Annotated in this window: 17 protein-coding genes and 1 other RNA gene; 11 read left to right on the top strand and 7 right to left on the bottom strand. The window is 39.2% G+C overall.

Annotated features, from left to right (window positions below; all coding sequences use genetic code 11):
• From JR005_RS14935 to JR005_RS11150, 4 genes are all read left to right on the top strand, one after another.
• Window positions 1-281: Maf family protein (locus JR005_RS14935; protein WP_228731694.1), on the top strand; the 281-nt coding region annotated here is incomplete at its 5' end.
• 24 nt (window positions 282-305) lie between these two features.
• Window positions 306-902 carry a Type 1 glutamine amidotransferase-like domain-containing protein gene (locus JR005_RS11160; RefSeq protein WP_218665052.1) on the top strand — a complete coding sequence of 199 codons (597 nt, stop codon included), beginning with the start codon at window positions 306-308 and terminating at the stop codon, window positions 900-902.
• A gap of 103 nt (window positions 903-1,005) precedes the next feature.
• Window positions 1,006-2,178: a cupin domain-containing protein gene (locus JR005_RS11155; protein ID WP_218665051.1), complete on the top strand. Its 1,173-nt coding sequence runs from the start codon at window positions 1,006-1,008 to the stop codon at window positions 2,176-2,178.
• A 114-nt stretch (window positions 2,179-2,292) separates the two neighbouring features.
• On the top strand, window positions 2,293-3,963 hold the full coding sequence (locus tag JR005_RS11150) for an FMN-binding glutamate synthase family protein (RefSeq protein ID WP_004987969.1): 1,671 nt from the start codon (window positions 2,293-2,295) through the stop codon (window positions 3,961-3,963).
• 185 nt (window positions 3,964-4,148) lie between these two features.
• Here the strand turns inward: JR005_RS11150 and JR005_RS11145 are convergent, their stop codons facing one another.
• The 4 genes from JR005_RS11145 to JR005_RS11130 all read right to left on the bottom strand — a co-directional run bounded on the left by JR005_RS11145 (window position 4,149) and on the right by JR005_RS11130 (window position 7,246).
• Window positions 4,149-5,090 (bottom strand): Dyp-type peroxidase, encoded by a 942-nt coding sequence (locus JR005_RS11145; RefSeq protein ID WP_218665050.1) that lies wholly within the window; start codon window positions 5,088-5,090, stop codon window positions 4,149-4,151.
• A 168-nt stretch (window positions 5,091-5,258) separates the two neighbouring features.
• A complete protein-coding gene (locus tag JR005_RS11140) occupies window positions 5,259-6,041 on the bottom strand; it encodes a glutathione S-transferase N-terminal domain-containing protein (RefSeq protein ID WP_218665049.1) in 783 nt (260 codons plus the stop codon).
• Window positions 6,042-6,056: 15 nt separating this feature from the next.
• Window positions 6,057-6,569: a ribonuclease E activity regulator RraA gene (gene rraA, locus JR005_RS11135; RefSeq protein ID WP_218665048.1), complete on the bottom strand. Its 513-nt coding sequence runs from the start codon at window positions 6,567-6,569 to the stop codon at window positions 6,057-6,059.
• An 11-nt stretch (window positions 6,570-6,580) separates the two neighbouring features.
• Complete coding sequence (locus JR005_RS11130; protein WP_218665047.1) at window positions 6,581-7,246, bottom strand: nucleoside-diphosphate sugar epimerase; 666 nt, start codon at window positions 7,244-7,246, stop codon at window positions 6,581-6,583.
• A 209-nt stretch (window positions 7,247-7,455) separates the two neighbouring features.
• Between JR005_RS11130 and rpsT the strand changes: the two genes are divergently transcribed.
• Together rpsT and JR005_RS11120 are read left to right on the top strand one after the other, a co-directional pair.
• Window positions 7,456-7,725 (top strand): 30S ribosomal protein S20, encoded by a 270-nt coding sequence (gene rpsT, locus JR005_RS11125; protein WP_004987979.1) that lies wholly within the window; start codon window positions 7,456-7,458, stop codon window positions 7,723-7,725.
• Window positions 7,726-7,804: 79 nt separating this feature from the next.
• Window positions 7,805-8,797, top strand: a complete 993-nt coding sequence (locus JR005_RS11120; protein WP_218665046.1) for an acyltransferase family protein — start codon at window positions 7,805-7,807, stop codon at window positions 8,795-8,797.
• Here JR005_RS11120 and JR005_RS11115 read toward each other — a convergent pair.
• Together JR005_RS11115 and JR005_RS11110 are read right to left on the bottom strand one after the other, a co-directional pair.
• Window positions 8,792-9,535, bottom strand: coding sequence for a histidine phosphatase family protein (locus tag JR005_RS11115; protein WP_218665045.1), 744 nt, complete (start codon window positions 9,533-9,535; stop codon window positions 8,792-8,794). The genes JR005_RS11120 and JR005_RS11115 overlap by 6 nt on opposite strands.
• Before the next feature lie 59 nt (window positions 9,536-9,594).
• Window positions 9,595-10,455, bottom strand: a complete 861-nt coding sequence (locus JR005_RS11110; RefSeq protein ID WP_218665044.1) for a 3'(2'),5'-bisphosphate nucleotidase CysQ family protein — start codon at window positions 10,453-10,455, stop codon at window positions 9,595-9,597.
• A 13-nt stretch (window positions 10,456-10,468) separates the two neighbouring features.
• On the opposite strand from JR005_RS11110, the gene JR005_RS11105 reads away from it, so the two are divergent.
• From JR005_RS11105 to JR005_RS11090, 4 genes are all read left to right on the top strand, one after another.
• Complete coding sequence (locus JR005_RS11105; protein ID WP_218665043.1) at window positions 10,469-11,176, top strand: HAD-IA family hydrolase; 708 nt, start codon at window positions 10,469-10,471, stop codon at window positions 11,174-11,176.
• Window positions 11,160-11,600 (top strand): RNA-binding S4 domain-containing protein, encoded by a 441-nt coding sequence (locus JR005_RS11100; RefSeq protein ID WP_004987998.1) that lies wholly within the window; start codon window positions 11,160-11,162, stop codon window positions 11,598-11,600. Before JR005_RS11105 ends, JR005_RS11100 begins: the two co-directional genes overlap by 17 nt.
• A 159-nt stretch (window positions 11,601-11,759) precedes the next feature.
• Window positions 11,760-12,806 carry a recombinase RecA gene (recA, locus tag JR005_RS11095; protein ID WP_004998126.1) on the top strand — a complete coding sequence of 349 codons (1,047 nt, stop codon included), beginning with the start codon at window positions 11,760-11,762 and terminating at the stop codon, window positions 12,804-12,806.
• Between the two features lie 51 nt (window positions 12,807-12,857).
• Window positions 12,858-13,343 (top strand): regulatory protein RecX, encoded by a 486-nt coding sequence (locus JR005_RS11090; RefSeq protein ID WP_218665042.1) that lies wholly within the window; start codon window positions 12,858-12,860, stop codon window positions 13,341-13,343.
• Between the two features lie 10 nt (window positions 13,344-13,353).
• Here the strand turns inward: JR005_RS11090 and ffs are convergent.
• An RNA gene (gene ffs, locus JR005_RS11085) (signal recognition particle sRNA small type) lies at window positions 13,354-13,450 on the bottom strand.
• A gap of 376 nt (window positions 13,451-13,826) precedes the next feature.
• Between ffs and JR005_RS11080 the strand changes: the two genes are divergently transcribed.
• Window positions 13,827-14,711, top strand: coding sequence for a YbgF trimerization domain-containing protein (locus tag JR005_RS11080; protein ID WP_218665041.1), 885 nt, complete (start codon window positions 13,827-13,829; stop codon window positions 14,709-14,711).
• Window positions 14,712-14,734: the final 23 nt, after the last annotated feature.

Raw genomic sequence — 14,734 nt, 5'->3', positions numbered from 1 at the left:
TATGTTTTAGTACTGGACTTAGTATTCAGCATTTACACAGTGGTTTTGAAAAAACGCTGGTTGAACATTATCAGGTTAAATTTCGTGAGCTTACACTGGATGAAATTCAGCGTTATGTCGCGATTGAACAACCTTTACAATGTGCAGGAAGTTTTCGCTGCGAAGGTTTGGGCATTAGTTTATTTGAGTCAATGTCGGGCAATGATCAAACGACACTGATGGGACTGCCTTTAATCCAGCTATGCTATTATTTGAGGCAATTAAATATTGTGATTCCATAACTTTAACTAAAATGGGAACGAATCATGAAAAAAATATTTTTAGCTGCATCATTTGCTGATGTTTCATCACATTTAGCTGTCTTTTTAAATGAGTCATTACAGGATAGATCTGTCGCATTTATTGCAACAGCATCTTTAGTCGAAGACTATCGTGGATACGTTGAAAATGACAGACTTGCCTTCAAAAACTTAGGTTTAAATATTAACGAACTTGATATAAGTCATTCTACATTTGAATCAATGAAGACCATATTGTCAGAAAGTGACTACATCTTTATCTCTGGAGGCAATACATTTTATTTGTTGCAAGAGCTGAGACGTACGGGTGCAGATCAGCTTATCTCTGATTGGATTAACCGAGGAAAACCCTATATTGGAAGTTCGGCGGGGAGTATTGTTTTAGCCCCAGATATTGATTATATCCAGTTGATGGATGATATAAACAAAGCACCACAACTTAGTGATACACAAGGTTTGAATTTAATCGATTTCTATCCTCTTCCTCATTTCAACAATGACCCTTTTATTGAGATTGCGCATCAAATTTACACCAACTATTTCTCACAATTAAGCTTAAAACCAATAGATAACGATCAATTTATTATCGTTGACGAACAATAAATACTTTAAAAAATTGATATCTGTTTACCCACTCAATCTTGCATCATCTTGTAACTTGATAACGATTATTGAACAATATACAAAATATTTTGGTTTTTGTGTTATGTCCAAATCTCTTGATGTCTTAGGCGGAATTACCGCAGAACAATTTTTAACTGAATACTGGCAAAAAAAACCATTACTGGTTCGTAATGCTATGCCAGAAATTATCCATATTCTTGAGCCTGATGATGTTAAAGAACTGGCTTTAGAAGAAACCGTTTCTGCGCGTCTACTCAAACAAAAAGATAAAGACCCAAATCAATGGACTGTCAAATCTTCTCCATTGATCAAAGGTGATTTTCAGAAGATGCCAAAACTGTGGACTTTATTGGTTCAGGCGGTCGATCACTATTCTTTTGATCTGGCAGAACTCTGGAACAAGTTTCCATTTATCCCCCAATGGCGACGTGATGACATTATGGTATCTTATGCCCCAAAAGGCGGTTCTGTAGGTCAACATTTTGACTTTTATGATGTTTTTCTAGTTCAAGGTTATGGTCATCGTCGTTGGCAACTCGGGCAAATGTGTGATGCTTCAACTGAGTTTGTGCCAAATCAGCCGTTAAAACTCCTCCCAGAGATGGAAATTGATTTTGATGAGGTGTTGGCTCCAGGCGATTTACTCTATGTGCCGCCCGGTTTGTCACATTACGGTGTCGCAGAAGATGATTGTTTAACCTTTTCCTTTGGCTTTCGTATGCCAAATATCGCGACCATGATGGATCGTGTCAGCGACAAATTTGCCGATAATAGTTTATTAAAAAATCCATTATTGGATATTGTTCGCGATCAAAGCTCTGCTATTGGAGAAATCACGGCAAATGAGCTGGCTTATCTCAAAGCCAAAGTACTGGAGCAATTACAACATTCCAGTGACTTTGAACATGCGCTGATGTCGCTGATGTCTGAACCTAAATATCCAGACAATATTCCAGAAGCAGATGAAATTGAAGCCGATGATTTGCTTGAGATTCTGGATACTGGATATGAGCTGCGACTGGAACCCGCTTCACGGCTTTTATATACCGAAGAAGATGGACAGTTACTTTTTTGGGCAAATGGTGAAGAATGCTGTATTTCAGAAGTCTTTGAACAAAGCTTAAAACGATTGGCCGACGGTGAAATTCTGAATTTTGATCAATCTTTGAATCAACAAGAGATACTTGAGGATATTACCCAGTTACTCAATGACTCGGTTTTAATGTTGCTGCCGCCTGAAGAAGAAACAGAATAAGTTATTTTTTGAGCTGGGAGTTTAGAATAATTCTCAGCTCTAACAATTCGTTACTTGAGCTTAAGCTGGCTTGTTGGCTAATTTAGATGACAATAAAAAAGGAATATTGTTTTAATGGCCAATCTCACCCAAAGTATTCGACATAAGTTTTTAAATACTTTTTTTTCGCGGCATTCAGTCTGGTTCCTGTGCATTATTGTTGCCATCAGCATTAGTTGGTTTCGCATCTCTTATGCACCTCATTATATTTATTATTTTGTTTCTGATACTTTTCTAAATGGATTGTGGCTCATTACAGGTTTACTCAGTCTGCTGGGGCTTTATGATGTTTTGCAAAATAAACATTCTATTCTAAGAAACTACCCGATCATGGGGCATTTTCGGTTTTTCTTTGAAGACTTTCGTCCTGAAATCCGTCAATATTTTATTGAATCTGATCAGGATGCCCTGCCTTTCTCACGCATGCAGCGCAGTTTAGTGTATCAACGCGCCAAAAATGAAAATGCTGACAAACCTTTTGGTTCTATCATCAATGTCTATCAAGATGATTATCGCTTCATGGTACATTCAATCACCCCATGTGAACCTGCTGATCCTAAAACTTTTCGGATTGAAATTGGTAATCACCAGTGTACACAGCCTTATAGCGCATCGATCATGAATATTTCAGCCATGAGCTTTGGTAGCTTGAGTGCCAATGCGATCCGTGCGCTGAATAAAGGTGCAAAAATGGGAAATTTTTATCATGACACGGGCGAAGGTAGTTTAAGTCCTTATCATTTGGAAAATGGCGGCGATATCGTCTGGGAAATTGCCAGTGGTTATTTTGGTTGCCGCACACTGGACGGAAAATTTGATCCTGAAAAATTTAAAAAGCAGGCAGCACTTCCACAAATCAAAATGATTGAAATCAAACTTTCGCAAGGCGCTAAACCAGGACACGGCGGAATCTTGCCGAAAAATAAAATCACTGAGGAAATTGCAGAAATTCGGGGAGTACCGCGCGACCGCGATTGTATTTCTCCGCCAAAGCATTCTGCGTTTAACACGCCAATCGAGATGATGCATTTTATTCAGCAATTACGTGAACTCTCAGGTGGAAAACCTGTCGGTTTTAAACTGTGTATTGGTCAGCCATGGCAATTTATGGGCATTGTCAAAGCCATGCTTGCTACCCAAATTATTCCAGATTTTATCGTGGTGGATGGCTCTGAAGGTGGTACGGGAGCTGCGCCTGTCGAATTTAGTGATTTCATCGGAACACCGCTGCGTGAAGGCTTACAGTTTGTGCATAACACTTTAATTGGAGCAGGCTTACGAGATCAGATTAAATTAGGTGCCAGTGGTAAGATTATTAGTGCTTTTGATATTGCCAGTACCTTTGCATTGGGTGCAGATTGGGTCAATTCTGCACGCGGCTTTATGTTTGCAGTGGGTTGTATTCAAGCGCAAAGCTGTCATACCAATCAATGTCCAGTTGGTGTCGCGACCCAAGATAAAGACCGCCAAAAAGCGATTGATGTTCCAACCAAAGCCGATCGTGTATTTCATTTCCAAAAAAATACACTGCATGCACTCTCTGAAATGATTGCAGCAGCAGGTTTGCAGCATCCTTCTGAAATTAAGGCGCATCATTTGGCACAACGCTTGAATGATCGTGAAATTAAGAACTACGCGCAACTGCACTTTTTCTTTAAAGGTGGAGAGCTTTTAGACTGTCATGAAAAAGATGATGAAAACTTTTATTATCGGATGTGGAACATGGCCATGGCTGAACGATTTTAATGTTTAGCTCATTAAATATTAGACTTCYTTCATAAGYCCCTTTTATTTYTYCTTATGGGARAAAATAAAGAGGCTTTAAACAACGAGGAAAGAAGTCTATTTAACCACCCTRATTAAAAGCGTTAATTAAAAACCCAAGAAGATGACTCTCTTGGGTTTTATTTTTACACGTATCAATGAATTAGTTATTCATCGCCTAAATCATCCAGAAAATCGACTGTAGGAACGAAGAACAATGTTCCCGTTTGCGCAGTACTAAAATCCAGTAAACGATCTAAATGCCCTTCAGCGTTGCCTTGAAACATATGCTCTAACATTTGACGAGTCGTACTAAATTTATTGGCATAACCAATAAAGTAAGTTCCATATTCACCCTTACTTGGATTAGAAAATGGCATATTAGCGCGCATAATTTTCAGTTCATTGCCTTCATCATCATAGGCTTTGCTGACATTATTATGTGCTGTACCCGGTTTTACATCATCACCCAGTTCAACATCATTAAACTTTTTACGACCAATCACTTTTTCCTGTTCTTCATCACTTAGGCTTCGCCATTTATCCATGTCATGCACATATTTTTGAACAAAAGCATAGCTTCCACCAGTAAACAGTGGATCTTCTGTACCAACCAAGGCATATTCAGCCGCAATTTCAGGCTCAGGATTTTCAGTACCATCTACAAATCCAATAATGGCACGACCATCAAAATAACGGAAACCATGAACCTCATCGACAGGATGAGTTAAATCTTTGAGTTGCTCATGAATAATACTGGCAAGCTCATAGCACAAGGCCTGACGATCAGCGCGAATATGAAAAAATAAATCGCCAGGCGTTGAAACAGCCGTATATTTGGGCCCTTTAATTTCTTTAAAAGTGGTTAATTCGTGTGGTTTAGGCTGACCAGCAAATAACATGTCCCATGCGTTAGAACTAAAGCCTAAAACAGCATTAAAGTTATCATCAGGATAACGTGCTCTTAAACTACGGGTTAATGCTGAAAAATTTGCAGCAAAATCGATTACTTTTTCTTTTACACCATCTGTTAAAGATAGCCCCAATACAATAAATAAAGCATTTTCACCTGGACGACTGGTAACAGGCTGAACTCGAGTCAATGTCATAAACCTCTGCCTTGTCTGAGCATTTTGTTCTTCTACTAATTTAACATATTGTATATAAAAGTATAAAAAAGCTTGCAGCTACTTCGTTTAAAATATTTCGCCTGCGCAAAATACAAACAAAAACACGCATAGCTTTAAAGTTATACGTGTTTGATAGATTCAGGTAACTTATGCTTTGCCATATTGTTTTTTTAGATATTTCACAATTTGAGCGGATTCAAACAATTTAACCCCTGTATTGGGATCAACCAAATAAGGCACTTGCATCTTTCCTTGCATTTTAGATATCATTTTTTCACGCTTGCCACCCGCCAAAGGCTCATATTTACCGGGTTTTAAACGTAAGACCGCAGGTCCCATATCTTGCCAGCGTTCCTTTGGTACATTATGTAAAATGTAAGGAATTTCTAACTCTGTCAACGTCGCACGAACAATACGTGAGTATGGACTTGCCTCAAAACTCCATAACTCAAGCAATTGTTCTGGCGCAGCACGATGAATGATCTTCTTATTCACCCAGACTCCACGTGCCATGTTTAGAAGTGTTCCTGCAAACTCAGGCACAGGGATTTTTGGATAATGGCTATATTTCGCTGGCGTTTTTCCAGTTTTCCCATAATATTTAAAAAGATGATGAATAATGTCCTGAGACTCAAAAAGCTGATCTCCTGTATTTTCATCAATCAGAAAAGGAAATTGTAATTTTCCTCCCTTTTCTTTCACAATTTGACGGTACTTTTGTCCACCTTTGGGACAAGGATAAATTTCGACATCAAGATTCAATAAGGTAATCGCTTCTCGAACACGACGGCAAAATGGTGATCCTTCAAACTCATACAATTTAAGTGGTTTTGCAGGCTGAATTGGAAATGGCGTACCACTAACTCCACGACCGCCCTCTGCCAAACTTGATGCAAGCGATTGCAAGACTTTTATTTGATGAATCACCATAAAGGTATCCTATTATTATAAATTGACGAGTTGCTCTGTAGCGACCACGATGCCATTGTTATCCGCATAAATAAAGTCGCCAGACTTAAATGTTACGCCACCAAAATAAAGATTTACATCAACTTCGCCTATGCCTTTGCGGTTACTTTTTTGTGGAATTGCAGCCAATGCATGTACGCCCAAATCTAGCTCAACAATCGCATCAACATCACGTACACAGCCATAAATGACCACACCGTTCCAGTGATTTTTTACCGCTGACTCAGCAATCATATCGCCCATCAAAGCACAGCGCATCGACGCACCGCCATCCACCACCAGCACTTTTCCTGTTCCGTCCGTTGCCAGCAACTCTTTAACACGTGAATTATCTTCAAAACATTTTACTGTCACAATTTGACCACCAAATGTTTTACGTGCTCCGTAACTCTTAAAAAAACGTCCATCCAGTGAAGGGGTTACAACCTGAATGTCTTTATCAGGATGATCATCAAGTAAATCACAGGTTACGAAAGGCACTAGACTCATGTTGTTCTCCATTATGAAGTAGTTTGTATGGCTAAATTATCATAAATTTTAAAGCTTTCCATTTGTGTATTTGCAGCGATGATCATGATATGCGCCAATTGCTCCGCAGTCACAGGCTTATACATCAATGGTTTTTTAATGGTGTCTTTAAGCAGCAAAAATATCTTCTGTGCCGCGCCTTCAAGGAGTCTTTGCACATCTCGCTCACCAATCAATAAAGAAGGATGAAAGATTGAAAGTTTGTTGAGTGTGAGTGTCTTCAAATAATCTTCAAGCAGCCCTTTGACCCGATTATAAAAGAATATTGAAGATGAATTTGCACCCATCGCACTCACCAAAAGCAAATGTGTTTCTTTATCTTGCAGTAAATCTGCAAAATGTGCATTGATTTCATAATCAATCGCATAAAATTTTTGTTTAGAGCCTGCTTTTTTAATGGTCGATCCCAAACAACTAAAAGCATGTGTATAGCCACTGACATCCTGATCATTGAGTAACAAAAAGTCTTCGAGTACAAACTGACTGACTTTAGAAAATACTTTAAATTCATCTAATTCTTTTCGCACCACTACAGTGACAGATTCAAACTCTGACGCTGCTTGTAATTGTTTTACCAATGCTTTTCCGACCAATCCAGTCGCACCAATCACCAATGCTTTTTTGTTCATATTTGTCATATTTTAACCAGCCTACTTATTTTCGCTTTAATTTAGCCTGTTCCTGAAAATTTATCACCATCAAAAACGTTGCAAAAACGTCTCAAGACTTGACTTAGCCGCACCAATTCATCAAAATATGGCACTTGTTTACGGGCTGGTGATAGTTTTAACTATAACCAGTGAAACTTCAGCCCGCCCAGACCAATCAAATTTCAAGGAGTGCAAGAGTGGCAAACTCTGCTCAGGCAAAAAAACGTGCGCGTCAAAACGTTAAAGCGCGTAAACACAACGCAAGCTTGCGTTCTATGGTTCGTACTTACATCAAACGTACTGTAAGTGCAATCGCATCTGGTGATTATGCTGTTGCTACAGAAGCTTATAAAAAAGCTGTTCCTGTAATCGACCGTATGGCTGATAAAGGCATCATCCACAAAAACAAAGCTGCTCGTCATAAGAGCCGTTTAAACGCTCAAGTTAAAGCATTAGCTTCTAACTAAGCAGCAAATAAAGAAAGCCCTACTGGGCTTTTTTTATTGCCATGAAAATAATAAATTTAAAGCTCATTCTTTCTTTTATATGCGTAATCCCCATTTAGACAAAGCCAAAGGTTTACTCATCTTTCTGGTGGTGTTGGGTCACTGCTTAGAACTTTTCATTGGCTGGATTGATCCAAATAGTGCATTACTTGCATTTATCTACAGTTTTCACATGCCTGCTTTTATTTTTGTCTCAGGCTTATTGTTTAAAAATCATAAATTATTTGAAAAAGTCTTATTTTTTGCTGTGCTCGCACTGTTGTTTCAAATTCTTTATTTTTGCTTTGAATCCTTTTGGCAACACACTCAAAACTGGCTGAATTGGGTGATCAAACCGTATTGGATTTTGTGGTATCTATGGGGAATGGTAGCTTGGAGTCTGATCACACCGTTACTCATGAAAACGCATTATCCTTTGCTTATTGCCATTTTTGCAAGTTTAGGTATCGGGCTATCTCCATTCAATAATTACCTGTTTTCCATCGGACGGATTTTTGTGTTCCTGCCATTTTTTGTGGCTGGCGCGCTTTATGGTAAATCTTTTTTACACTACATACAAAATACCAAGTATTCACTCTGGATTGCGGCTGCAAGCATAATAATATCAATCACTTTGCTGGCTTTACTCAGACCCAATCCTTACTGGTTATATGGAAGTTTGTCTTATCAACAGTTACAAGTAGAGGCTGTTCACGGAGTTTTAACTCGCTTATGGCTATTAATGATCGCAAGTTGCGGAATAATTGCTTCACTTGCGTATGCATCCAAACTCCCAGATATTTTGAGGAGCATGGGTGAAAATACTCTAGCCATTTACTTACTACACGGTTTTTTTATCATTACCTTAACTAAATTGATCACATTCTCTTCAACGAATTGGATGCTCAATCTGGCATTTTGTTTAGTCATCAGCATCTTATTATGCGTCATTTTAAAAGCGAGATTTTTGTCCAGATCGATTCAATACATTGCGATGCATATCACCCAGTTTTTACTGAAACTCATGCAATATTTTTATAAGCGGTTTTTATAAACGCTGATTTGGCTGAATAAAATCACTGACATTCAACTGATGTACTTCGCCACGCCAAATCCATTTCAATTGACTATTCAGAAAGTCATCGCCCTCAAACCAGACAAATAAGCCTTCCATCATTGCAGGCCAATCTTCTTTATCAATCTGACTACGACCCGAAATCACCGCAACAATCGCAGCAATAATCGTGTCGTGACTTACCGCCAGACTTAAACCATTTGAAGCATTTGGATGAGTATTATAAATCAGCTCTAGTACATCAAATACACCCGTGATCGGATGCTTCATTCCGGGTAAGGCGTTATTGACAAAACTATTAATAAACCCTAGCGCACCTTGTTCTCGAAAATAAGGCGCGGCTTTTTTTATATCCAGTACAAAACTACCCGGTTCAACCAATAAGCCTTGCTCAACAATCTCAATGGTATGGGTATTACTGGTGGGAGTTACCCGATCAGCTCCCTCAATCATCAAAGCAGCAGTATCAATACAGCGCTGAATAGGGCTTGAAATACAGTGCTGAATCATTCGACCTGTATTTTCAATCAAACAGGCACCCCATTCCTCCGCCAACACTCGACCAGATTCAGTAAGTTGTAAATCATAACCTGCCAAGCCTTGTCCATTGACAATTTCACGAATTGAATGCCGTGTAAAAAGTGTCACAGGAATATTGCCATCAGGCAATAAATCAATCGCCTGTAGCATACTGGGAGGTAATAGCTTAAGTGCCATATATCATCTTATGTTGTCATTTTCATTACCTGCTCACTATAACATGCAGGTCAAAACTCTCAATCTGTAATCTGCACATGCTTTAGCGCATTTAATGCTAAATCTTTTATTTCTGGAGTGGTAAATGCCAAAAAGCCAGCATTGAGCACCGTATCACGTTGGTTATATTCAAATGGCCGCCCATGTAATGAGACTAAACCACCACCAATACTTTCCAGTAAACCCTGACCTGCACTGGTATCCCATTCCGAAGTCGGATGAAATCTTGGATAAAGATCAATCTCACCTTCAAGCATCATACAAAATTTATAAGCACTGCCTGCTTCACGACGAATTACGGCATGATTCTGTTGCTCAATAAACCCAATAAACTGCTGATACTTCGGATTTTTACTGCTATGACTTAAACCAATTTGTAAGGTCTGAGATGGAGAGCTTTTGGCATTTTGATAACGCCACCATTGTCCATGATTAAACTGATATTTATACGGGAGATTATCGAGATAACCCAAATACATTTGTTGTTCACAAGGCACGACAATGACCGAAAAAATAGTTTTCGAGTTTTCAATTAAACTTAAATTAATGGTAAATTCATCGCGTTTATGAATAAACTCTTTGGTTCCATCCAAAGGATCAAGCATCCAACAGGTTGACCATTCGTGTCGACCAACATTATCACTTTCTTCGGATAACACAGGATATATAGGCTGAACTTGAGCCAAGGCTTGCATTAAAAAATGATTAACTCTTAAATCTGCCTGCGTCACAGGTGATTGATCACTTTTCTGATGAATATTAAACTCGCTTCCTGTGGTATAACTTTGGTATTCTTCAAAGAGAATTTGACTCGCTTGCTGCAACACAGGTAACAATTGCATAATCAATGTATCTTGTGGCGCATGAGTTTTAATAAACATAGATTATCCTGTTATGCCAAATTGTAATTCTTCAACTTTACCTATTGTCCTATTTGATATGGATGGCACACTACTCGACTTAAGTTTTGATGACTTTATCTGGAATCAATGTCTGCCTGAACGTCATGCACAAGTTCATCAATGTACCTTGCAACAAAGTCACGAGACCTTATCTGAGTTTTACCAACAGCACAAGCATACTTTATCTTGGTATTCATCAGACTATTGGACAGCGAAAGTCAGCGTAGATGTCCTGAAATTACAACACGAATTTCAACACAAGATTCAACCGCGACCAGGTTGTTTTGAACTTTTGCAACAGCTTCAGGATCAAGGTTATCGCTGTTGGCTGGTCACCAATGCTGATCAAGCGAGTTTAAAACTTAAACTTGAAAATGTTGCACTTCGCCCTTATTTTGAAATCATGGTCAGTAGCCAGCAATTGGGTCATGCCAAAGAAGATATTGGCTTTTGGCAGGCTTTACAACAATTGCATCCATTTGATCCAACTCAAGTCATTTTGGTTGATGACACAGCACAGGTGCTCGAAGGCGCCAAACAATTTGGAATCGAAAACCTGATTACGATTACACAACCTTCCAGTTTAAAACCTGCGCGAGATTCGTCCAGTTTAGACTACCCTGCCATCCATCATTTAATGGAATTAATTTCTTTTTTACCTCAATCTCAAGTTAAGGATATTGATGTCAAAACAGCTTGAACAACATGCCAATGACTCAATGCGAGTCGATAAATGGCTTTGGGCCGCACGTTTTTTTAAAACTCGCTCCATTGCCAAAGCCGCAATTGAAGGTGGTAAAGTCCACCATGACAGTGAACGCGTCAAAGTTTCTAAAGAAATCCGTGTCGGAATGGAACTTACCATCATGCAAGGATTTGAAAAGAAAACCGTGGTGATTAAAGCACTCTCAGCAACACGTGGTCCTGCGCCTGTAGCTCAATTATTATATGAAGAAACAGAGGTCAGTTTAGCGCGTCGGGAGTTGATTGCAGCACAAAGAAAATTGCATAATCTAGCGCGACCTGATCATCGTCCATCCAAAAAAGATCGTCGACAAATCAGCAAGTTTAAACAAGAAAATGATCAACAATTTGACCAGTCATGGTCTTATCATGATGATTAATTGAATGGCTTTTTATACACGTCATATTATGTCGTACTGACATCATCTTGACATGGAATATTAAAAATAAATCTGTCACTATACACAGGTGGAACGAGGTTAAAATTCGATACATCCACTTTGAATGATAGTGATATTACACAGTTTTGAGGTTGTGAGATGGATGATAATAAAAGCAAGGCATTAAACGCGGCCTTGAGCCAGATTGAAAAACAATTTGGTAAAAATACAGTGATGCGCTTAGGTGACAACACGGTACAAGCAGTTGAAGCGGTGTCCACAGGCTCACTGACACTGGATATTGCACTCGGTATTGGTGGTTTACCAAAAGGTCGTATTGTTGAGATTTATGGCCCTGAATCATCAGGTAAAACCACAATGACCTTACAAGCCATTGCTCAATGTCAAAAAGCGGGCGGTACGTGCGCGTTTATCGATGCTGAACATGCACTCGATCCACAATATGCACGTAAGCTTGGCGTAGACATCGACAATCTATTGGTTTCACAGCCTGACCATGGTGAACAGGCACTTGAAATTGCGGACATGCTAGTGCGCTCAGGTGCGATTGACCTGATTGTTGTCGACTCTGTTGCGGCACTGACTCCTCGCGCTGAAATTGAAGGCGAAATGGGCGACTCACACATGGGCTTACAAGCTCGTCTCATGAGTCAGGCATTGCGTAAAATCACGGGTAATGCCAAACGTTCGAACTGTATGGTGATCTTCATTAACCAGATTCGTATGAAGATTGGCGTCATGTTCGGTAGTCCAGAAACCACGACTGGTGGTAATGCACTTAAGTTCTATGCTTCTGTACGTTTAGATATTCGTCGTGTTGGACAGGTCAAAGAAGGTGACGAGATTGTTGGTTCTGAAACCAAAGTCAAAGTTGTCAAAAACAAAATGGCGCCTCCATTTAAAGAAGCACTTTTCCAAATCCTTTATGGCAAAGGCACCAATCAACTGGGTGAAGTCGTGGATTTAGCGGTGCAACAAGAGATCGTGCAAAAAGCAGGTGCATGGTATTCTTATCAAGGCAACAAAATTGGTCAGGGTAAAAATAACGTGATTCGTTATTTTGAAGAAAATCCAGCGATTGCGCAGGAAATTGAAAAACAGATTCGCGATCAATTGCTGACCAGCACGCCAGTTGCAAATAGCACTGAAGTTGAAGAAGAAGAACCTGACTTTTTAGAAAGCTAATTAAGCTATCATCAAACGCCCTGCGGGGCGTTTTTCATTTGGAATGACCTTATGTATTCAAATTCAGATGATCAAGCAAATAAACCCCTTCTTACAGGCACACGTTTGCGTTCTTACGCTTTTGCACTGCTAACACGTAAGGAATATGCAAAGGCAGAGTTGATCGCAAAACTCAGTCTATATGCACAGGATCGCGATGAAGTTCTGGCCTTGGTTGAGGAGCTATCAGAGCGTCAATACCAGAGCGATCAACGTGTGGCTGAAATGGTATTGTCTAGCCAAATACGCAAAGGCAAAGGCCCAAATCGAATTAAACAGGCACTCAAGCACAAACAACTGGATAGCAATTTAATTTTAGAAGATATTCAGGACGTTGATTGGTTTGAGCAGGCTTATCAGCTAAAAGTTAAGAAATTTGGAACTCAGATAGAAAAAGATCCGAAACAAAAAGCCAAACAAATTCGATTTTTGCAATATCGCGGTTTTGATATGAATGTGATTATGAAAGCGATTAGTCGAACGACTGAAGAAGAGTAATTGGTGGTAACCCTACTAGCAAAACCTCGGCACATCATAGATCTGCTACCGTTGCTACCTTCCGGTCCTGGCGGGGTTCACAGAGTACAATTGCGAAGCCACCAGCAGGGCTACCATTGCAAGAACAGAGTATAGAGATTTTTAAATGTGTTGCAAGTGCTATCTCAAATTTTCCTGCGGTTTTCGTTTCAATTGACTAAATCATCAACAAATTTAAGGATTTGTTTATTTTTCATCTTTCTATGTGGCTATAAAAGCATTCTTTTCAAACTCAAAGCCAACACCATTTCATGGCTTTATTTCTTGAGTGAAATCAATTTTGTCAAACAGCATCAAAAATGAAAATGCTAAAATATTGTAATTACTTATTGCAATTCTATGGCGGGGTGTTTTTAATGGCATTTGCTTTCAATTTGTTTTTTATGACTGAATGAATAAAAAACAACTGCTTGACGTTTTATTTAAAATTATGGATTGTGGCTTATGCTAAAAAAGCATTCTTTATTCGCGATTACCCTACTTTGTGGTTCTTCTATTTACGCCAATGTTCCGATTGAATCCCGTGGATTAAGCCAATCTAACTCTGGATCAACGTCAGTTGTAAATGATCAACCTGTCGCGACCAATCTTAACTGGCAGTTGATGCAAAAAAATCAACAACTTGAAAATGATATCCGTACATTACGCGGACAACTGGAAGAACAAGCTCATTCAATTGATCAGCTAAAAAAAGATTTGGCTAACCGTTATACTGATCTGGATCAACGTCTGGAGCTACTCCATCAAAAAGTAGATCCGGATAGTGCCGCAACTGATGAAAATGCAACAACTGACGCAAATGGCGCCGCACCAGTAGCCAGTGAGAATACACAAGCTCCTATAAATGCAAATCCCCAACAAACACCTGTCGCACCAGTGGCTCAAACGAATCAGCAGCCCGCTCCTGCTGTAAGTTCAACAAGCAATACAAATTCAGCATCGTCAGAAAATAAAGACTCAACAGAATTAGACAAAGCAGCATATACCGTTGCACTTGATGCCTATAAACAAGGCGGTGCTAAAAAAGCAATCGCACCAATGGAAAACTTTATTAAGAATCATCCAAATAGTATCTACACACCAAATGCTTATTTTTGGCTGGCTGAGTTTCATTTAGCAACTGATCCTGTCAATTATGCTCAAGCCAAAAAGAATTATCAGATCGTTGCAGATAAATACCCAACATCAAGCAAAGCACCGCGTTCTTTATATCAGTTATATAGCATTGCCAAAGATGTAGATCACAAAGCTGCTATAGCGACACAATACAAAAACAAACTACTTGCCAGCTATCCTCAATCGGAAGAAGCTGGTTTTGTTAAAAAATAGCATCAGTTAAAAACGAAAAAGAG

It is taken from the genome of Acinetobacter sp. Colony158 (genome assembly GCF_019264745.1).
Taxonomy (GTDB): domain Bacteria; phylum Pseudomonadota; class Gammaproteobacteria; order Pseudomonadales; family Moraxellaceae; genus Acinetobacter; species Acinetobacter ursingii.
This window is presented reverse-complemented; position numbering and strand designations above follow the sequence as displayed.